Annotated in this window: 16 protein-coding genes and 1 other RNA gene; 7 read left to right on the forward strand and 10 right to left on the reverse strand. The window is 73.4% G+C overall.

From position 1 onward, the window contains the following. Positions 1–4: 4 nt before the first annotated feature. Entirely contained in the window at positions 5–1,153 is a 1,149-nt protein-coding gene (locus ACI1MP_RS26340) for a bifunctional RNase H/acid phosphatase (RefSeq protein WP_100585845.1), read from the forward strand. 21 nt (positions 1,154–1,174) lie between these two features. On the opposite strand, the gene yaaA is transcribed toward ACI1MP_RS26340, so the two are convergent. Both yaaA and ACI1MP_RS26350 read right to left on the reverse strand, forming a co-directional pair. Next, positions 1,175–1,975: a peroxide stress protein YaaA gene (yaaA, locus tag ACI1MP_RS26345; RefSeq protein ID WP_404869615.1), complete on the reverse strand. Its 801-nt coding sequence runs from the start codon at positions 1,973–1,975 to the stop codon at positions 1,175–1,177. 671 nt (positions 1,976–2,646) lie between these two features. Next, positions 2,647–3,051: a DUF3995 domain-containing protein gene (locus ACI1MP_RS26350; RefSeq protein WP_380343450.1), complete on the reverse strand. Its 405-nt coding sequence runs from the start codon at positions 3,049–3,051 to the stop codon at positions 2,647–2,649. 210 nt (positions 3,052–3,261) lie between these two features. Here ACI1MP_RS26350 and ACI1MP_RS26355 point away from each other — a divergent pair, with 210 nt between their 5' ends. The 4 genes from ACI1MP_RS26355 to ACI1MP_RS26370 all read left to right on the forward strand — a co-directional run bounded on the left by ACI1MP_RS26355 (position 3,262) and on the right by ACI1MP_RS26370 (position 8,454). Beyond that, on the forward strand, positions 3,262–4,761 hold the full coding sequence (locus tag ACI1MP_RS26355; protein ID WP_404869616.1) for an RNB domain-containing ribonuclease: 1,500 nt from the start codon (positions 3,262–3,264) through the stop codon (positions 4,759–4,761). Continuing rightward, the gene (locus tag ACI1MP_RS26360; protein ID WP_380343454.1) at positions 4,758–6,221 is read left to right on the forward strand and encodes an MFS transporter; all 1,464 of its coding nucleotides are present in this window, start codon (positions 4,758–4,760) and stop codon (positions 6,219–6,221) included. Before ACI1MP_RS26355 ends, ACI1MP_RS26360 begins: the two co-directional genes overlap by 4 nt. Positions 6,222–6,234: 13 nt before the next feature. After that, an RNA gene (gene rnpB, locus ACI1MP_RS26365) (RNase P RNA component class A) lies at positions 6,235–6,637 on the forward strand. 164 nt (positions 6,638–6,801) lie between these two features. After that, a complete protein-coding gene (locus ACI1MP_RS26370) occupies positions 6,802–8,454 on the forward strand; it encodes an IS1182 family transposase (protein WP_404867862.1) in 1,653 nt (550 codons plus the stop codon). 80 nt (positions 8,455–8,534) lie between these two features. Here the strand turns inward: ACI1MP_RS26370 and ACI1MP_RS26375 are convergent, their stop codons facing one another. The 5 genes from ACI1MP_RS26375 to ACI1MP_RS26395 all read right to left on the reverse strand — a co-directional run bounded on the left by ACI1MP_RS26375 (position 8,535) and on the right by ACI1MP_RS26395 (position 13,994). Further along, positions 8,535–9,920, reverse strand: a complete 1,386-nt coding sequence (locus tag ACI1MP_RS26375; RefSeq protein ID WP_380344773.1) for an ABC transporter substrate-binding protein — start codon at positions 9,918–9,920, stop codon at positions 8,535–8,537. 68 nt (positions 9,921–9,988) lie between these two features. Further along, entirely contained in the window at positions 9,989–10,873 is an 885-nt protein-coding gene (locus ACI1MP_RS26380; protein WP_380344770.1) for a carbohydrate ABC transporter permease, read from the reverse strand. Continuing rightward, positions 10,870–11,781 carry a carbohydrate ABC transporter permease gene (locus ACI1MP_RS26385; protein ID WP_043913693.1) on the reverse strand — a complete coding sequence of 304 codons (912 nt, stop codon included), beginning with the start codon at positions 11,779–11,781 and terminating at the stop codon, positions 10,870–10,872. Before ACI1MP_RS26385 ends, ACI1MP_RS26380 begins: the two co-directional genes overlap by 4 nt. Before the next feature lie 296 nt (positions 11,782–12,077). Continuing rightward, complete coding sequence (locus ACI1MP_RS26390) at positions 12,078–12,713, reverse strand: response regulator (RefSeq protein WP_380344766.1); 636 nt, start codon at positions 12,711–12,713, stop codon at positions 12,078–12,080. Between the two features lie 72 nt (positions 12,714–12,785). Continuing rightward, positions 12,786–13,994, reverse strand: coding sequence for an ATP-binding protein (locus tag ACI1MP_RS26395; protein ID WP_380344763.1), 1,209 nt, complete (start codon positions 13,992–13,994; stop codon positions 12,786–12,788). Positions 13,995–14,231: 237 nt separating this feature from the next. Between ACI1MP_RS26395 and ACI1MP_RS26400 the strand changes: the two genes are divergently transcribed. After that, the gene (locus ACI1MP_RS26400) at positions 14,232–14,789 is read left to right on the forward strand and encodes a heme-binding protein (protein WP_380344760.1); all 558 of its coding nucleotides are present in this window, start codon (positions 14,232–14,234) and stop codon (positions 14,787–14,789) included. Between the two features lie 110 nt (positions 14,790–14,899). Here the strand turns inward: ACI1MP_RS26400 and ACI1MP_RS26405 are convergent, their stop codons facing one another. Beyond that, a complete protein-coding gene (locus ACI1MP_RS26405) occupies positions 14,900–15,250 on the reverse strand; it encodes a hypothetical protein (protein WP_100585856.1) in 351 nt (116 codons plus the stop codon). Positions 15,251–15,560: 310 nt separating this feature from the next. Between ACI1MP_RS26405 and ACI1MP_RS26410 the strand changes: the two genes are divergently transcribed. Beyond that, positions 15,561–17,306 (forward strand): SpoIIE family protein phosphatase, encoded by a 1,746-nt coding sequence (locus tag ACI1MP_RS26410; protein WP_404869617.1) that lies wholly within the window; start codon positions 15,561–15,563, stop codon positions 17,304–17,306. 15 nt (positions 17,307–17,321) lie between these two features. Here ACI1MP_RS26410 and ACI1MP_RS26415 read toward each other — a convergent pair whose 3' ends face one another. Next, a complete protein-coding gene (locus tag ACI1MP_RS26415) occupies positions 17,322–18,341 on the reverse strand; it encodes a serine hydrolase domain-containing protein (protein WP_404869618.1) in 1,020 nt (339 codons plus the stop codon). 86 nt (positions 18,342–18,427) lie between these two features. After that, positions 18,428–18,826 carry an ACT domain-containing protein gene (locus ACI1MP_RS26420; protein ID WP_380341129.1) on the reverse strand — a complete coding sequence of 133 codons (399 nt, stop codon included), beginning with the start codon at positions 18,824–18,826 and terminating at the stop codon, positions 18,428–18,430. Positions 18,827–19,096: the final 270 nt, after the last annotated feature.

Here is a 19,096-nt window from a genome sequence, read left to right on the forward strand (position 1 = left end):
CCCGGTGGCCGGAGCCCAGTTCATCGTTCAGGCCGACGGCGGCTCCCGGGGCAACCCGGGGCCGGCCGGCTACGGCGCGGTGGTCCTCGACGCCCGCACCGGCGAGATCCTGGCCGAGGCCGCCGAGTACATCGGGCGGGCGACCAACAACGTCGCCGAGTACAAGGGCCTGATCGCCGGCCTGAAGGCGGCCCGCGAACTCGACCCGGACGCCCGGATCCTGGTCGAGATGGACTCCAAGCTGGTCGTCGAGCAGATGTCCGGTCGCTGGAAGATCAAGCACCCCGACATGCAGCCGCTGGCCGCCGAGGCCCGCGGCATCGCCGCCCGCGGCAACGTCGAGTACAGCTGGATCCCGCGGGAGAAGAACAAGGAGGCCGACCGGCTCGCCAACGAGGCGATGGACGCCGGCAAGCAGGGTCGCCAGTGGGAGCCCAGGCCCCGCGCCGCCGCGCCCGCCGCCGCGGTGGACGAGCCGCTGCCCGCCGCACCCGCCCCCCGGGCCGGCTGGGCCGCGCCCGCCGACCTCGGCGCCCCCACCACCCTGGTGATGCTGCGGCACGGCGAGACCCCGCTCACCCCGCTCCGGCAGTTCTCCGGCAGCACCGGCACCGACCCGGGCCTCTCCGAGAAGGGCGTCTGGCAGGCCGAACGCGCTGCCGAGGCGCTCGCCGCCCGCGGCACCGTGCAGGCCGTGGTCTCCTCGCCGATGCTCCGCACCCGGCAGACCGCCGAGGCCGCCGCCCGCCGACTCGGCCTCGACGTGCGGATCGAGGAAGGCCTGCGGGAACTCGACTTCGGCGACTGGGAAGGCCTCACCTACGCCGAGGTGATGGAACGTCACCCCGAGGACCTGGCCGCCTTCTTCGGCTCCGCCAAGGCCAAGCCCACCGGCAGCGCCGAGTCGCTCACCACCCTCGCCCACCGGGCCGGGCAGGCCCGCGACCGGATCCTCGCCCGCTACCCCGGCAAGACCGTCCTGGTGGTCTCGCACGTCAGCCCGATCAAGACCCTGGTGCGACTCGCCCTCGGCGCCCCGCCGGACGCCGTGCACCGGATGGAACTCTCCGCGGCCTCACTGTGCGCCGTCCAGTACTACAGCGACGGCAACGCGTCGCTGCGACTGCTGAACGACACCGCGCACCTTCGCTGACACCCTCGTGGTGGCGGACGGTCAGTGCACGTCCGTCACCACGACGTCCAACTGCCACGGCTTGCGGGCCGTGCCGCGCGCCGAGACCTCCACCCGGTAGCCGAGCTGCTCCAGCGCGTCCACCAACTCGCCCGGCGAGGACGGCTCCAGGCCCTCCGCCAGCAGGTCGCGCACCAGCCGGCCCTTGGTCGCCTTGTTGAAGTGGCTGACCACGGAACGCTTCAGCACCCCGTCCACCTCGCGCTCCTGCAGCACCCGCATCGTCACCGTCCGGCCCGCCACCTCACCGGCCGGCTTCCACGCCGCCGCGTACGCCGAACTGCGCAGATCCAGCACCAGCCCGTTCCCGGCCTCCGCCGGCAGCACGCCGTCCATCGCCGCCCGCCAGTACGCGGCGAGAGTGCCCAGCGGCGGCAGCTTCACCCCCATCGCGCAGCGGTACGGCGGAATCCGGTCGCCGATCCGCACCGCACCCCACAGGCCGGAGAACACCAGCAGCGAACGCTCCGCAAGGGCGTACGCCTGCTCGTCCAGCTTCGCCAGACCCAGGTTGTCGAACAGCACCCCCGTGTACACCTCGCCGGCCGGCCGCGCCCCCGCCGTCAGCAGCCCCGCGTTCTTGGCCACCTCCCCGCGCAGCCCCTTGCTCAGCCCGAGCACCTCGGCGGCCCGCTCCTCGTCCCCCGAGCACAGCCCCACCAGCGCCGCCAGCACCTCCTGCCGCGCCGCGCCCAGCCCCGCCAACGAAAGCCCCGCCACCTCCACCGGAACCCCCGCCTCCGGCGCAGCCTTCCCCTCCGACGGCGGCAGCAGAACCAGCACGGCAACACCTTTCAACGACCCACACCGGACCCCGACAACCCTAACGACCTGCGGGCCTGCACCCCGAATCCCCGGGTGCCTGCGGCAGCCTTCTCGCGGGTTCGGACGGTTCCGGGGTGCTGTGCGTGGGCTCGTGACGGTGTGCTGCGTGCCTGCGGCGGCGGTTCGCGGATTCGGGCGGTTGCGCGTCGCCCAGTAGTGGGCTGCCGACCGTGTGCGGTGTTCGGCGCCGAGCGCCTGCGGCAGCCGTCGGCGGGGTTTGCGGCTGCGCCGAGGGCCTTCGGCGGGCGTCCACAGGTTCGGGCGGTTGTGGGTTGCCTGGGGCGGGTCACTGGCTGCGTGCTGCGTGCCTGGGACGGGCGCCGACGGGGTCTGTGCGGCTGCGCCGCGGGCGTTGCGGCGGTCGTCGCCCTCGGATCCGAAGGACTGTGCCTCGCCCGGGGTGGGCCAGTGGCCGGGTGGGTGTTTTCGTCGTGCACAGTGCCCGTCACGGCGAGCGGTCGGGGCCGTAGGGCTGTGGGTCGATGCCCTTGGTTCGCGGCGGCGGTCGGTGCTTCCCGTCGGACCGCCCACCTGCGGCGGCCGTCTGCAGGTCGTGTGTTGTGTGCCGTCGGCAGCCTGCGGCGGGCGACCGGGGGCCCGTGTCGTGGTCCCCCGTCGGGCCCAGGGGGCTACTTTCCGCGGGCGGCGACCACTGCTGCGCCGGTGCCGAGGGCCAGGCAGAGGGGGGCGTAGAGGCGGCGGTCGAGGTGGACGAAGGCGGGGGTGCGGTGGGCGAAGGCGAGGGGGCCGGCGAGGGCGCGGGTCAGGAGGACGCCGGCGACGGTGGCGGTGCCGGTGGTGCGGAGGCGGCGGGGGCCGATCGCGGGGAGTGCTCCGCCGCGGGCGGCGACCAGGTAGGCGGCGGTGCCGAGCAGGCCGGCGACGCCCAGGCAGGCCTGCGCGGAGGGGAGTTGTTCGGGGGCGCCGCCGACCACCAGGTCGGCGAACCGTTCACGGTCGCGGCACGGCCACGGCGAGCGCGACCAGACCGCGTGCAGTCCGCCCAGCGCGGCCAGTGTGCCCGCGACGGCCACCGCCGTGGCCCGCGTCCCGGGAGACAGAACCCGGCGTACAGGCCGACTCGTGTCCACTGCGCAGCACCGGCACTCCGCCGCTGCCCCCTGCCGGATGTCCGTCCGACCTGTCACGGTCTGCCCCTTCCCACGGCCAAACCCCGTGCGCCACAACCGGCTTCATGGCCGGTCCGGTGCGTCGACCACGCTACTGCGTCTTACGCTGCGACCATGCCGCGCCGACACTTCAGCGTCCGGGCCGCCCAGACCGCCAGGATCAACACCGAACTCGCCGACCTCAGAAGCCGCTTGGAGATCCGTGCCGACTGGCCGCCGGAGGTGCTCGCGGAGGCCGAGCGGGCCGCCTCGCTGCCGCGGCTGCCGGAGTTCGACGCCACCGATCTCGACCTGTTCACGCTGGACCCGCCGGGCTCCCGCGACCTCGACCAGGCCATGCACCTGGCCCGTCGCGGCAGCGGCTACCGGGTGCACTACGCGATCGCGGACGTGGCGGCCTTCGTCTCCCCGGGCGGTGCGATCGACACCGAGGCCGGCCGCCGCGTCCAGACGCTGTACTTCCCGGACGGGAACGTTCCGCTGCATCCGGCCCGGCTCTCCGAGGGCGCGGCCAGCCTGCTGCCGGGCGAGCTGCGGCCCGCGCTGCTGTGGCAGCTCGACCTGGACGCGGACGGCGCGCTGGTGCTGGCCGACCTGCGCCGCGCCCAGGTCCGCTCGCGTCGGCGCCTCGACTACGCCACCGTCCAGGGCCGGATCGACGCCGGCCGCGCGGACGGGCAGCTGGCCCTGCTCGCCGAGATCGGCCGGCTCCGCGAGGCGCAGGAGCAGGCCCGTGGCGGGGTCAGCCTGCCGATCCCCGAGCAGGAGGTGACGGCCGTGAACGGCGGTTACCGGCTCGGTTACCGCGCGCCGCGCCCGGCCGACGGCTGGAACGCGCAGCTCTCGCTGCTCACCGGGATGGCCGCCGCCGAGCTGATGCTGGACGCCGGGGTCGGTCTGCTGCGCACCCTCCCCGCCGCCCCGGAGTCGGCGTACGCCCGGCTGCGCCGGGTCGCCGCCGCGCTCGACGTGCCGTGGCCGGACGGGCTGCCCTACCCACAGCTGGTCCGCTCCCTCGACCCGGCCCGCACCGCCGACGCCGCGTTCCTGAACGAGTGCACCGGCCTGTTGCGAGGCGCGGGCTACCACGTGTTCGACACCGCCCGCGGCACCGTCCCGCCCGCCGACCCGGGGCACGCCGCGCTGGCCGCCCCCTACTCGCACTGCACCGCGCCGTTGCGCCGGCTGGGCGACCGGTACGCGTTGGAGATCTGCCTGGCGGTGGCCGGCGGCGTCGATGTGCCGGGCTGGGTGCGGGACGCGCTGCCGCTGGTGCCCGGGCTGCTGGAGGGCGGTGACCGCCGGGCGCACGAGGTGGAGCGGGCCTGCGTGGACCTGGTGGAGGCGGAGCTGCTGCGCGGCCGGGAGGGCGAGGACTTCCCGGCGGTGGTGATCGACGTGGACGAGCGCCGGCCCACCGTCGGCACGGTGCAGCTGCGCCGGCCGGCGGTGGTCGCCAAGTGCGACGCGGCGGACCGGCTGCCGCTGGGCCGCCGGGTGACCGTCCGCCTCACGTTGGCCGACCCGGTCACCCGGACCGTCCGGTTCGCGCTGGTGCCTGGCGCACAACCGTCTTCGAATGCGGCCGGAGCCGGTGCGATGATCGGGGAATGAGCCGATCGATCGCTGTCACCGACCGCCGTCACCGGCTTCTCGTCCTGGCCATCTGCTGTCTGAGCCTGTTCATCGTGGGCCTGGACAACACGGTGGTGAACATCGCGCTGCCCGCCATCCAGCACGACCTGGGCGCGTCCGCCTCCGGCCTGCAGTGGGTGATCGACGCCTACACGTTGGTGCTGGCCTCGCTGCTGATGCTCTCCGGCTCGATCGCCGACCGGATCGGCCGCAAGCGGGTGTTCCAGACCGGGCTGGTGCTGTTCGTGCTCGGCTCGCTGCTGTGCAGCCTGGCCCCGGGCCTGGGCTGGCTGATCGCGTTCCGCGCGGTGCAGGCGGTCGGCGGGTCGATGCTCAACCCGGTGGCGATGTCGATCATCACCAACACCTTCACCGACCGGAAGGAGCGGGCGCAGGCGATCGGCGTGTGGGGCGGCGTGATCGGCGTCAGCATGGCGCTCGGGCCGCTGATCGGCGGGTTCCTGGTGGACAGCGCCGGCTGGCCGTCGATCTTCCTGATCAACATTCCGGTCGGGCTGGCGGCCTTCGTGCTGACGTACCGTCACGTCCCGGAGTCCCGGTCACCGCGGCCCCGTCGGCTGGACCCGGTCGGGCAACTGCTGATGGTGCTGCTGCTGGGCTGCGGCACCACCGTGATCATCGAGGGGCCCGGCCACGGCTGGACCTCGCCGGTCATCCTGGCGCTGGCCGCCGTCGCGCTGGTCGCGCTGCTGGTGTTCCCGTTCTGGGAGCGGCGGGTGCCGGACCCGCTGATCGACCCGCGGTTCTTCCGCAGCGCCCCGTTCACCGGCGCCACCGTCACCGCCGTGTGCGCGTTCGCCGCGCTGGCCGGCTTCCTGTTCCTGAACACCCTGTACCTGCAGAACGTGCGCCACTACAGCCCGGTGGTGGCGGGCCTGTGGACGCTGCCGATGGCCGGGCTGACGCTGCTGACCGCCCCGCTGTCCGGCCGGATCGTCGGCAACCGGGGCCCGCGCCTGCCGCTGCTGGTGGCCGGTGCGGCGATCGCCGCCAGCGGGGTGCTGCTGACCGGGCTGACGGCCGACTCCTCGGCGTTCCTGCTGCTGCCCGCGTACGCGCTGTTCGGGCTGGGCTTCGGCATGGTGAACGCGCCGATCACCAACTCGGCGGTCTCCGGCATGCCGCTGGCGCAGGCCGGGGTGGCCGCCGCGGTGGCCTCCACCAGTCGGCAGGTCGGCCAGTCGCTGGGCGTCGCGGTGATCGGCACGGTGGTGGCCGGCGCGGTCGCCTCGGCCGGCGACTTCACGGCGGCCTCGCACACCGGCTGGTGGATCATCGCCGGCCTGGGCCTGACGGTGTTCGCCCTCGGCCTGGTCACCACCACCCGGTGGGCGGCCGGGACGGCGGCCCTGGTGGCGGCCCGCTTCGACCGGGCGCCGGGCGGCGTACGGGGACCGTCCGTGGAGCGGCTACCATGACCATTACGGCGGACGAGCCGGCCGGGCGGTCGCGTCGGGTCCCTTCTGGGGGCCCGCCGAGGAACGTCCGGGCTCCACAGAGCAGGGTGGTGGGCAACACCCACCCGGGGTGACCCGCGGGACAGTGCCACAGAAAACAGACCGCCCACCGCTTCGGCGGCGGGTAAGGGTGAAACGGTGGTGTAAGAGACCACCAGCGACCGAGGTGACTCGGCCGGCTAGGTAAACCCCACTCGGAGCAAGGTCAAGATCGACACCCTCGGGTGTCGTGCGCGGATGTTCGAGGGCTGCTCGCCCGAATTCGCGGGTAGACCGCACGAGGCTGTCGGCAACGGCAGCCCTAGATGGATGGCCGCCTCCCCGGGCCGCGCAAGCAACCCGGGAGACAGAACCCGGCGTACAGGCCGACTCGTCCGCCGCCCTTTCGCTTTCCGCGCCCGAGGGCGTGGATCGCTCTCGTGCCGAAGGGCCCGGCCGCCGTACGGGACGCTGTTGGTAAATCCGGGCTTGTGCGTGACGTCGGTCTTCAAGACTCAGTTGTGGTCTTGAAGGCCGACGTTGTCGTTTGGGGTGGGTGCGGGTGTCGATGCAGCCGAAGGGGTCTGGGGAGATCCCGGCGGAGACGGTGCGGGTGGCGCGGGCGGCGTTCCCGAAGGGGAGCCTGGCGATCCGGGTCAGGGACGAGCTGGGGCCGCTGTTCACCGATGAGGGGTTCGTGGGCCTGTTCGCGGTGCGGGGCAGGCCTGCCTGGTCGCCGGCGCGGCTGGCGCTGGTGGCGGTGCTGCAGTTCGTCGAGGGCCTGACCGACCGGCAGGCCGCCGAGTCGGTGCGGGCCCGGATCGACTGGAAGTACGCGCTGGGGCTGGAACTGACCGATCCGGGCTTCGACTTCTCCGTGCTGTCGGAGTTCCGGGACCGGCTGGTGGGCGCGGACGGCGGCCGGTCGGTGCTGGACGGCATCCTGGCCGCCGCCCGGGAGAAGGGGCTGGTCGGCAAGGGCGGCAGGGCCCGGACGGACTCCACCCACGTGCTGTCCGCCGCGCGGGAGCTGAACCGGCTGGAGCTGGTCGGGGAGAGTCTGCGGGCGGCGCTGAACGCGGTGGCCCGAGCCGAGCCCAACTGGCTCGCCGTCCACGCCCCGCCGGAGTGGTTCACGCACTACGCGACCCGGATCGAGGACTCCCGCTTCCCGAAGGCCCAGGCCAAGCGGGCCGAGGTGGGGCGCCGGATCGGTGCGGACGGGACGCGACTGCTGGAGATGACCCGGGCGGACGGAGCGCCCGCCCGGCTTCGGGCACTCGCGGAGGTGGAGTTCCTGCGCAGGCTGTGGGTCCAGGAGTTCCACCTGGTGGAGGGCGAGGTGGTGCCGCGGGACCCAAAAGACCGGCCGCCGGGCGCGAAGCGCCTGGTCACGCCCTATGACCCCGACGCGAGGGGCAGCGTCAAGCGCGACACCTTCTGGGACGGCTACAAGGTCCATCTCACCGAGACGTGCGAGCCGGGGCACGTGCACCTGGTCACGAACGTGGCCACCACCGTCGCCACCGTCCCCGACGACCGGATGGCCGCCGTGGTCCATGCCGGCCTCGCGGGGCGCGACCTGCTGCCGGACGAGCACTGGGTCGACACCGGCTACGCCAACAGCGGCGCGATGGTCGCCGCCCGCCGTGACCGCGGGGTCGCGCTGCACGGGCCACTGAAGGCCGTGACCGTCCCGCACGCCCGCGGCGAGGCCGCCTTCGGACAGGACGCGTTCACCATCGACTGGGACAACCGGCGCGTGACCTGCCCGAACGGCACCACCAGCACACAGTGGCACCAGCGCCGCTCGGAGGACGGCCTGCCGACCGTCCGGGTCCGCTTCTCCCCGGCCGACTGCCGCACCTGCCCCCAACTGCGGCAATGCGTCAACTCCCCGACGGCCCAACGCCGGGAGATCAACCTCAGGCCCCGCGACGAATACGAAGCACTCCAACAGGCACGAGCTCTCCAGCGGACCGACGAGTGGAAGGACCGCTACAAGATCCGCGCAGGGGTCGAGGGGACCGTCTCCCAAGCAGTACAGGCCTGCGGCCTGCGCCGATCCCGCTACCGAGGCCTGCCGAAGACCAGCCTCCAACATCAACTCACCGGCGCCGCCGTCAACCTGATCCGCATCGACGCCTGGCTCACCGGCAAACCCCACGCCCGCACCCGCACCAGCCCCCTGACAGCACACCGCCCCGCCGCATAAGCAACGGGGCGAAGTGCCATCAGGCCCGCATTAACCAACAGCGTCCCGTACGGCGGCCGGGCCCTTCGGCGTCAGCGGGGTCAGCCCACCGAGCTGTTGTAGCTCTCGATGGCGGGCTGGAGCTCCTTGGCGGCGTCGGTCAGCGCCTGCTGGGCGGTCTTGGTGCCCGCGATGGTCTGCTCGATCGCGGTCTCCACGCCCTTGCGGGCCTGCGGCATGACGCCGAGCGCGCAGCCGGCGGTGGCCTGGGTGGGCTTGGTGCCCTTCAGCTGGTCGATCGCGGTCTGGAACTGCGGGTACTTGGCCACCCACTCCTTGTCGGCGGGCAGCTCCAGGGCCTTGGAGTTGACCGGGAAGTAGCCGGTGCCGGTGTGCCAGACGGCCTGCTGCTCGGGGGCGGTGAGGAACTTCTCGAACTCCCAGGAGGCGCGCTTCTGGGCGTCGGAGTGGCCGGGGCCGGAGATCCACAGCGAGGCGCCGCCGATGACCGGGCCGCCCTGGTCGCCGGCGGCGGTCTTCGGGAACGGCGCGGTGCCGACGGTGAACTTGGCGGCCTCGGTGTAGCCGCGCAGCACGCCGGTGGACTCCAGGTGCATGGCGACCGTGCCGGCCTTGAACGCGGCCTGCGCGTCCGGGGTCTGCCGGCCGGTGTTGGCCGCGTAGCCGCCCTTGACCAGGTCGGCCCACCACTGGACGACCTCGGCGCCCTTGGCGGAGTCGAAGGTGACCTTGCCGGCCTTGCCGGAGCGGCCGTTGTCGGAGTCGCAGTACAGCGCGCCGTTCTCGGCCAGCAGCTGCTCGACGAACCACCCGTAGATGGCCGCGCCGAAGCCGTACCGGACGGTCTTGCCGCTGTCGTCCTTCTTGGTCAACTTCTGCGCCATCTCGCCGAGTTCGGCGAGCGTCGTCGGCGGCTTGGCCGGGTCGAGGCCGGCCTCCTTGAAGGCGTCGTCGTTCAGGTAGAGCAGCGGCATCGACGAGTTGAACGGCATCGACTGCAGCTTGCCGCCGAAGGTGTAGTAGTTGCGGATGTTCGCCTGCAGGTCGTCCAGCGAGTAGCCGTCCTTGTCGGCGAAGGCCTGCGCCGGGACGATCTGCTTGGAGTCGACCATGAAGCGGCTGCCGATGTCGTAGACCTGCACCACTGCGGGCGTGGCCTTCTGCTGCACCGAGGCCTTGTACTTGGCGATCAGGTCGTCGTAGGTGCCCTGGAACAGCGGCTTGACCTCGATCTTGCCCTGGTGCGCGGCGTTGAACTGGTTCACCAGCGCGGTCAGCGCGTCGGCGTTCTTGCCGGTCATCGAGTGCCAGAACTCGACGGTGGTCACGCCGGACGCCTGGTCCAGCGCGGAGGCGGCCGGGGCGCCGGAGTCGTCGGAGGAGCCGCCGGAGCCGCTCGAACTGCAGGCGGTCAGGGCCAGGCCGGACACCAGCAGTGCGGCGAGCGCGCGGGCACTTCTCTTCACGGGTTCTCTCTCTTCTGCGAGGGTGGGTACCGGGAGCGGTGTTTCGTACGAGGGAGGGTGATCCGCCGTCAGCGGACCGCGCCCGCGGTCAGACCGCGGACGATGAACCGCTGGCCGAACAGCACCAGCGCCAGCGTGGGCAGCAGCGACAGCACCACGCCGGCCAGGATCAGACCGGGGTCGGCCATCTCGGAGTCCCGCAGCGAGGACAGACCGATCTGCAGGGTCTGCATGTTGGCGGTGCGGGTGATGATCAGCGGCCAGAAGTACTGGTTCCAGGAGGACAGGAACACGTAGATGGCGAGTGCGGCCAGGGCCGGCTTGTTCAGCGGCACCAGGATCCGCCACAGGAAGCGCCAGTGGCCCGCCCCGTCGATCCGGGCGGCGTCCCGCAGCTCGCCCGGGAACTGACGGAACGACTGCCGCAGCATGAACGTCCCGAACCCGGACGCCAGGAACGGCAGCACCAGGCCGAAGTAGGTGTTCCCCAGCCCCCAGCCGGACAGCGTCAGGTAGTTGGGGATGATGATGGCCTCCCACGGCACCATCAGGGTGGCCAGGAACAGGCCGAACACCACGGACCGCCCGCGCATCGGCAGGAACACGAAGGCGTACGCGGCGAGCACCGAGGTGAACAGCTGCGCCACCGTGATCAGGCCCGCCACCAGCATCGAGTTGCCGTACTGGCGCACCAGCGGGATGGCGTGCACGGCGCCGGAGAAGTTGTCCCCGGTGACCGAGTGCGGGACCATCGCCGGCGGGTAGCTGGCGATCTCGTCCGGGCGCATGAAGGCGCCGGCGAAGACGTAGTAGACCGGGAAGACGACCGTCAGCACGGCCACGGCCAGTACCGCGTAGACCCCGGCGCGGCCCAGCAGGGAGCGGAGGTGCAGCGGCCGGCGGGCGGCGTGGGCGGGGTCGGCGACGGCGGGCGTCTTGGCGAGGGTGGTCATGCGTAGTGCACCTTCCGCTCCAGGACTCCGAACTGCACGGCCGTGCAGCACAGCACGACCACCATCAGCACCACGGCCTGCGCGCTGGCGGTGCCGAAGTCGCTGGAGCCGTAGGCGAACGCCTTCTCGTAGACGGAGTACACCAGGGTGCGGGTGGCGCCGTCCGGGCCGCCCTTGGTGAGGATGTGGATCTGGCCGAAGCTCTGCAGCGCGTTCACGGTGGAGATCACCACCAGGAAGAACAGGCTGGGGCCGAGCATCGGCACGGTGATCGATCGGGCCAGCCGCAGGCCGGACGCGCCGTCCAGCCGGGCGGCCTCGGTGATCTCGCCCGGGATCGAGCCGATACCCGCGGAGAGCACCAGCACGTTGTAGCCGAGGTTCATCCAGATCGTGGAGATCGCGATGGAGACCAGCGCGTACTGGGAGTCCGTCAGCCAGCCCACCGGGCCCAGGCCGACGTGCGACAGCAACCCGTTGAGCACCCCGCTGGCGGGGTTGTAGAAGACCGAGAAGACCACCGAGGCGCTCGCCACCGAGAACGCGAACGGCAGCGCGAAGGCGGACCGCAGCAGTCGTACGCCGCGGATCCGGCTCTCCATCAGCAGCACCAGCAGCAGCGCCCCGAGCACCCCGGGGACCACCGTGAACAGCACGAACAGCCCGGTGGTGACCAGGGTGCGGCCGAAGTCGGCGGAGGCGAACAGGTCGGTGTAGTGCTTCATCCCGACGAACCGGGAGGGCGCGCCGAACAGGTCGTTGGCGTGCGCGCTCAGGTAGAAGGTGCGCCCCAGCGGATACAGGATGAAGAGGGCGAAGACCACTACCGAGGGCAGCAGGAACGCCCAGGCGAGCCCGTGCTCGCCGAGACGGCGCCGCGGCTCGGGTGGGCTTGATGCGGTCGGCATGGTGCGCGTCCGCCTTTCATGACGTTGGTTCCGGCCAAACCGTTTCGTCCTCGGACGACGGGTCGGCGAGGAGAGGGTGAGCGGAGGGTTGCGCGCATGTTGCGCGTTCGCGTCACATCTGCCGTGCCGGGCGCCGCCACACCCGCTCCGGCCAGTTCTGCGTTCTCCGGGGCCGATGTCCCGTCAGGTCTACCGGCCGGTAGGAATACTGACTTCTGCTCACTGTGCGTGGCAAGGCTTCGGACGCGTCCGATCGATCTTCAGTTGTCCGGGAGGTGGGCCGTCGCCCGGTTCGGTCAGCGCAGCAGGCGGCGCTCCTTGGCGATCGCGACCGCGCCGGAGCGGGTGTCCACGCCGAGCTTGGCGTAGATCCGGCCGAGGTGGGTCTTCACGGTCGCCTCGCTGATGAACAGCGCCCGAGCGATCTCCCGGTTGCCCAGGCCGTGGCCGAGCTGATCGAGGATGTCCTGTTCACGGTCGGTGAGTTGGGGCAGGGGGGAGCGCATCCGGGCCATCACCCGGGACGCCACCGGCGGGGACAGCGCCGGCCGGCCCGCCGCGGCCGAGCGGATCGCGGCGAACAGCTCGGCCGGGCGCTCCGCCTTCAGCAGGTAGCCCGTCGCGCCCGCGTTGATGGCCCGGCTGATGTCGGCGTCGGTGTCGAAGGTGGTCAGCACCAGCACGTGGCTGTCGCCCGGCCCGGCCATGATCCGTCGGGTGGCCTCCACCCCGTCCATGCCGTCGCCGAGTTGAAGGTCCATCAGCACTACGTCGGGCTGCAGGCGGGCGGTCAGCGCCACGGCCTCCTCGCCGGTGCTGGCCTCGCCGACCACCTCGATCGCGCTGTCGCTGGAGAGCAGCGCCAGCAGCCCGGCCCGGACCATCGCGTGGTCGTCGCAGATGAGCAGTCTGACCCGGTCGTCGTCGTTCATGGACCCTCCTGCGGCGGCGGTGCGGCGGTGCGGCGGTGCGGCGGTGCGGCGGTGCAGCGGTGCGGCGTGCTGTCAGCTGACCTCCGGTGGGCTCTCCAGCGGGACGGCCGCCGAAACCACGGTGCCCTCGCCCGGGGCCGACTCGACGGTGAGCGTGCCACCCAACTGTCTCAGGCGGGCCTGCATCGCCGGCAGCCCGTGGCCGCGCCCGCCGCCCGGGACGGCCGGGTCGCGCCCGGCGGGGCCGCCGGGGCCGCCGGGGGACGGGGTGAAGCCGCGGCCGTCGTCCGCGACGTCGAGCACCGCCTGGTCGCCCAGGTAGGAGAGCGTGATCGAGGCGCGGTGGGCCCGGGCGTGCTCCCGGACGTTGGCCAGCGCGCCCTGGGCGATCCGCAGCAGCGCGGACTGCGCGGCGGCCGGCATCGGCACCGGGCTGCCGTCCAGCTGGAAGCGGACCGGCAGGCCGCTCTCCGCCGCCTCCCGCTCGGCCAGGGCGGCCAGCGCGGCCTCCAGGGTGCCCTGCTCGGCGAGGTCGGCCGGGGCGAGGTCGTGCACGAAGCGGCGGGCCTCGGCGAGGTTCCGGGCGGTGATCGCGGCGGCCGTCCGGACGTGGCCGCGGGCGGCCGCCGCGTCCTGCTCCCAGGCGAGGTCGGCGGCCTGCAGCAGCATCTGCTGGCTGGACAGGCCCTGGGCGAGGGTGTCGTGGATCTCGACGGACAGCCGCTCGCGCTCGGACAGCGCGCCCTGCCGGCGCTCCACCGCGGCCAGCTCCCGCCGGGCCCGGATCAGGTCGACGATCAGCTTCCGCTGCCGGGCGCCCTGCCGCTGCATGTACAGGAACACCGCGGTGGCCAGCGCGGCGACCGCCGGCGGCAGCAGCACCAGCGTCGGATCGGCGCCCGGCAGTCGCGCCTGGGCCACCATGACCAGCGCGGTGAGCACCGTCACCAGCGGGATCGCCGCCCGGGGCGGGAACGCCCGCAGCACCGTGTACACCAGCGGGACGGCGCACCAGGCGAAGCTCGGCGCCATCAGCACCAGCACCGCCCATGAGCCCAGCACCGCCGCCAGCCAGGCCGGCCGGCGCTCGGAGAGGCCGGACAGGTGCCCCGCGGCGAGGGCGACGCTCAGCGCGATCACCCACGGCGTCAGCGGGCTGGCGAGGTGGTGCGTCAGGTAGCGCGTCAGCGAGGTGCCCAGCAGCAGGACGAAGACCAGCCGCATGACGGCGGAGAGCCAGCCGGCGTCCGGGTCGGCCGCCCGGGACAGGGGGTGGCGCATCAGGGCCGGCCTCCTTTCGCATGCGGTCGGCGCCCGCCGGCGGGTGCCGGCACTTGGATGGTGCCCGCGGATCGCGGGGCGTACATCAACCGATCGGCTGACACGGTTGTCGTCCATCCTGCTCCGCCGGTCCAGCCGGTTCGCCGATCCGTGGCGGGGGTCCGGCCGCGAACCATGGAGAGCGAGGCCGGAGCACCCCAGCGATCCGGCGCCCAACCACCGATCCAGGAGCCGAAGATGAAGAAGCTGAGCACTCGTACCCGCGTTGTCACCGGTGCCGTCGCGGTGGCCGCGGTCGGGGCGAGCGTGGTCGGCGCCGTCTCCGCCGGCGCCGAGACGCCGAACGCGGCCCCCGCCACCGCCGCCTCGTCGGACGTCCAGAACAAGAACACCTTCGAGACCTCGCACCTGACGGTCGAGGCCGCCACCAAGGCCGCCCGGGCCAGCCTGGACGCCGCGGCGAAGGCCGGCCAGAAGATCTCCGTCGCGGTCGTCGACCGGAACGGCAACGTGATCGTCGAGCTGCGCGGCGACGGCGCCGGCCCGCAGTCCTTCGAGTCCGCCGAGCGCAAGGCCTACACCGCGGTGTCCTGGAACGCGCCGACCTCCGAGCTGGTCAAGCGCCTTGCCCAGGCCCCGAACCTGAAGGACATCCCCGGCACGCTGTTCCTCGGCGGCGGCGCCCCGGCCCAGCTGAAGGGCGCCCCAATCGCGGCCGTCGGCGTGGCCGGCGCCCCCAGCGCCGACCAGGACGAGCAGTTCGCCCAGGCCGGTGTCGCCGCGCTGAGCAAGTGACGCCCGGCCGGCGGCAGGGCTGAGCCGATGGCGCGCTCCCAGGAGGAGCGGGCCACCGGCTCCGGCCGTTGTACCGCGGTGCGAGGGTTCGGACCTCGTGCTGCGGCGGTTCAGGCCTCGTGATAGGCGCACAGCGCCCAGATGATGAAGACGTCCAGCGCGATCACCACCACTGACCACAGCGGGTAGTAGGGGATGGCGAGGAAGGAGTCCACCACGCTCACCGAGGCGATGACGATACCGGCGATCCGGGCCCACGCCAGGCCTCTGATCACGAACAGGCCGGTCAGTGCGACCAGCGCGCCGACCACCACGTGGATCCAGCCCCATGAGGTCAGGTCGAACTTGAAGACGTAGTTGGGGGTGGTGACGAAGATGTCGTCCCGCGCGACCGCCATGATCCCGCGGAACAACTCCAAGAGACCGGTCACCAGCATCAACACACCGGCGAACAGCACCATCCCGGGCACCCAGGGATTGTGCCCCGGCGCCGGTGAACCGCGTGACCCGGGCGGTGCCGGGGTCGGGCCGACGGACGAGCTCATGGGACCTCCTTGGCCGAAGTGGACCTGGGTCGACCCTCGGCCCGTCCACCCGCCGGGGCACACCGGACGACCCCGTTCGGGTGACCTTCCCGACGCCCGCGCACCCGTCGCGAACCCGCCCGCGACAGCCCCGCCACGGCCCCGTCGCGTACCGGATAGCCCCGGCCCCCCGCGCTGTGTTTACTGGTCACAGTGCCCGGGCGCCCGGCGAGGAGGTGCCGCAGCCATGGCCGACACCCGCTGGAACGACCTGCCGCAGCCGCTGCGCCGGCTGCTGGACGGCACGCCCGCCGCCGTCGCCGTCCTCGACTCCCGGCTGCGCTTCCGCTACGTCAACCCGGCACTGGCCGTGATGAACGGCCTCCCCGCCGAGAGCCACCTCGGCCGCACCGCCGGCGAACTGCTGCCCGGCCTCGACGCCCGCGAGGACCTGCTGCGCGCCGTGCTCGCCGACGGCCGCCCCCGCGAGATCATCTCCAGCGGCCACACCCGGGCCGGCTCCCCGCAGCACCTCCGGCACTGGCACGGCGCCTACCACCGGCTGGAGGAGGACGGGCGGCCCGTCGGACTGGTCGGCATCCTGCTGGAGGTCACCGCCGCCCACCGGCAGCAGCACGAACTCGAACAGGCCCGAGCCCGGCTCGCCCTGCTCGACCAGGCCGCCACCCGGATCGGCACCACCCTCGACGTCGAGACCACCTGCGGGGAGCTCGCCGCCTTCCTGACCGACCACCTCGCCGACGCCACCACCGTCGAACTGCTCCCGCACCTCGACAGCCGGCACGCCCGCCCGCTCCCCGACGGCGGCCGCCGGCTGCTGCGCACCGCGATCGCCGCCAAGCCCGAGCTGCTGGAGCAGGTCCGCCAGGTCGGCGAGCGCGGCGAGTACGTCGACTACCGGCCCGACTCCGCCGTGCCGCGCTGCCTGGCCGAGGGCCGGCCGGTGATCGAGAACCTGCTGACCGAGGCCGAGCTGCGCCGCACCGCCCCCAACCCGGAGCGGATCGCCGACATCCGGGCGATCGACATCCACTCCGGCATGGTGGTGCCGCTCACCGCCCGCGGCCACCGGATCGGCACCGTCACCCTGCTGCGCGCCGACCCCTCCCCGGGCTTCGACGAGGACGACGCGGTCGCCGCCCAGGACCTCGCGGTGCGCGCCGCCATCACCCTGGACAACGCCCGCCGCTACAGCCGCGAACACGCGGTCGCCGTCGACCTGCAGCGCGCCATGCTCGCCGAACCCGGCACCCCGCACCCCGACCTCACCGTCGCCTTCCGCTACCGCCCGGCCGGCACCGGCGCTCTGGTCGGCGGCGACTGGTACGAGACGGTGGCGCTGCCCGACGGCCGCACCGTGCTGGCCATCGGCGACGTGATGGGCCACGGCATCGAGGCCGCCGCCCACATGAGCCACTACCAGGCGATGCTGCGCGCGATGGCGCTGCTGGAGCCGACCGCCGACCGCCTGCTGACGCGGATGGACGGCCTGGCCGGCGACGTGCACGACTACCGTCCCTCCACCTGCCTGGCGGTGTACGCCGAACCCGCCCGCGGCCGCTACTGCTTCGCCAGCGCCGGCAACCTGCCGCCCGCCGTGGTCCGCCCGAACGGCGAGGTGGCGCTGCTGCCGGTGGAGCCGGGCCCGCCGCTCGGCACCGGGCAGAACGGCTACCTGCCGAGCATCGCGGTGCTGCCGCCCGACCACACCCTGCTGCTGTTCACCGACGGCCTGGTCGAGCGCCGGGGCGAGGACATCGACCGCTCGCTGGAACGGCTCACCGCCCGGCGGCTGCCCGCCGGGGCCGGACCGGACCGGCTGCTGGACGCGGTGCTGGCCGGCGCCCCCGACCCGGCCGAGGACGACATCGCGCTGCTGGCCGCCGCCCCCGCCCGGCCGCGGCCGGGCCAGGTCCGCAGCCGGGAGGTGCTGACGGTGCTGACCGGCGGCCGCTGGCAGCCGCTGCGCTGAGCGCCGCGGCGGCGCTCAGCCGGTGAGCGTGCGCAGCGCGAGGGTGCGCAGGTCGGCCAGCCGGGCCCGGTCCCAGCCGTGGTAGACGGCGTTGGTGCAGAGCACCACGTAGCGGCCGGTGGCCGGGGCCAGGAAGAGGCTGGTCCCGGTGAAGCCGTGGTGGTAGGCCGCCCCGCCGTCGTCGGTGACCAGCCAGGCGAGGCCGCGGTGCAGGCCGGGTTCGACGGCGGCGCGCGGGCGGCGGCTCTCGGCGAACCAGTCGGCCAGCGGGCTCGCCCCGGTCAGCAGGTGTTCGGCGTAGGCGGCGAGGTCGTCGGCGCAGGAGAACACCCCGGCGTGGCCGGCCACCCCGCCGAGCAGGGCGGCGCTGGGGTCGTGCGGGGCGCCCCAGGTGCGGGGAGCGTCGCGCAGCCGCTGTTCGGTCGGGGCGAGCTGCGGGTCGCGGGGCAGCGGCCCGTAGGCGGTGCGGGTCAGGCCGAGCTCGCGCCACAGGTCCTCGGCGAGCAGGTGCAGGGGGCGGCCGAGGACGGCGGGCAGCAGCAGGCCGAGCAGGATGAAGCCGCGGTCGATGTAGCGGTGACGGCTGCCGGGCGGGCTCACCAGCGGCTCCGCGCACAGGTGCTCGATCAGCGGCCGGCCGGAGTGCTCGTAGCGGGCCAGCCCGGTCTTCGGGAGCAGCCCGGAGGTGTGGGTGAGCAGCTGCCGAACGGTCAGGTCGCCGCCGGGGGGTGGCAGTTCGGGGAGTGCCGCGCGCAGCGGCGCGTCCAGGTCGAGCAGGCCGGTGCGGACGGCGGCGCCGACCAGCGGCCAGGTGGCGAGCACCTTGGTGAGCGAGGCGAGGTCGTAGCGGGTGTGCGGGCCGGGCCGGGCGTCGCCGCACTCGGGGGCGACCAGGCCGTGGCCGACGGTGACCCGGTCGCCTCCTGCCCGACCGACCGTCAGCACGCCGCCGGGGAACAGCCCGCCGTCCACGGCCTCGGCGAGGGCGGCGCCGAGGTCGGCGACGGTGGCGGCGGTCCAAACGGAGTCCTGCACGGCGTCCCTCTCGTCCCGGCCGGTGTTGGCGTCCGTTCGGATTCTCGCCCGTGCCGGACGCCGGAAACCGGGCTGCCGACGAGGCGTCAGGCGTGCCGTGCGCCCAGGGCGTCGAGAGCGGCCAGGGCCCGGTCGGCGTCGGCGGCCGGGACGAACAGGTGGTCGTGGTGGAAGCCGGCCACCACGTTGCAGCTGATGCCGTGTTCGGCGAGCGCGGTGGCGACGGCGGCGGTCAGGCCGACGGCGTCCAGCGCGGAGTGCACCCGCAGGGTGATCCAGGCGGCGGTGAACGCGTGCGGCAGGCCGAGCGAGTCGGCCTCCTCCTCAAGGACGACGAACGTGACGCCCTCGGGTTCGGCCACCGTGACGACCGGCCGCAGCCCGGCGGGCACCCGGCCCGGCAGCGTGCAGTACACGTAGCGGCCGGGGTTGAGGACGGGGCTCAAGCCGGAGAGCAGCTGTCGAAGATCGCGTTCGCCTGCCATGGCCGTCACCGTAGTGGCTCCGGGCGACGACCGGGGCGCTGCGGGGGCGTGTCGGGACGGCCGGAACTTTCGGCCGGAGGCGCCGTCGCCCGGAGCGGGCTCGCGTGCGCCGGCTCGCGCGCCGGTGCCGGCGAGCTGTGCGCCGGGTGGCTCCGACCGTCCGGGATGATCGTCAACTCCCTTCATGCGTAAGGTTTTTGTTTGCTCTGCGCGGACGGTGGTACCACCTCTGTGGTGAGTTCTGTCGCGTGCTGTGTTCTGTGCCGCAGG

Origin of the sequence: Kitasatospora griseola, assembly GCF_044999035.1 — a bacterium.
Taxonomy (GTDB): domain Bacteria; phylum Actinomycetota; class Actinomycetes; order Streptomycetales; family Streptomycetaceae; genus Kitasatospora; species Kitasatospora griseola.

Bases quoted from the DNA above. Each gene is read 5' to 3' on its own strand.
- ACI1MP_RS26355 (WP_404869616.1), top strand. From the start codon at position 3,262: ATGCCGCGCCGACACTTCAGCGTCCGGGCCGCCCAGACCGCCAGGATC.
- ACI1MP_RS26360 (WP_380343454.1), top strand. From the start codon at position 4,758: ATGAGCCGATCGATCGCTGTCACCGACCGCCGTCACCGGCTTCTCGTC.
- ACI1MP_RS26380 (WP_380344770.1), bottom strand. From the start codon at position 10,873: ATGACCACCCTCGCCAAGACGCCCGCCGTCGCCGACCCCGCCCACGCC.
- ACI1MP_RS26385 (WP_043913693.1), bottom strand. From the start codon at position 11,781: ATGCCGACCGCATCAAGCCCACCCGAGCCGCGGCGCCGTCTCGGCGAG.
- ACI1MP_RS26390 (WP_380344766.1), bottom strand. From the start codon at position 12,713: ATGAACGACGACGACCGGGTCAGACTGCTCATCTGCGACGACCACGCG.
- ACI1MP_RS26395 (WP_380344763.1), bottom strand. From the start codon at position 13,994: ATGCGCCACCCCCTGTCCCGGGCGGCCGACCCGGACGCCGGCTGGCTC.
- ACI1MP_RS26400 (WP_380344760.1), top strand. From the start codon at position 14,232: ATGAAGAAGCTGAGCACTCGTACCCGCGTTGTCACCGGTGCCGTCGCG.
- ACI1MP_RS26405 (WP_100585856.1), bottom strand. From the start codon at position 15,250: ATGGTGCTGTTCGCCGGTGTGTTGATGCTGGTGACCGGTCTCTTGGAG.
- ACI1MP_RS26410 (WP_404869617.1), top strand. From the start codon at position 15,561: ATGGCCGACACCCGCTGGAACGACCTGCCGCAGCCGCTGCGCCGGCTG.
- ACI1MP_RS26420 (WP_380341129.1), bottom strand. From the start codon at position 18,826: ATGGCAGGCGAACGCGATCTTCGACAGCTGCTCTCCGGCTTGAGCCCC.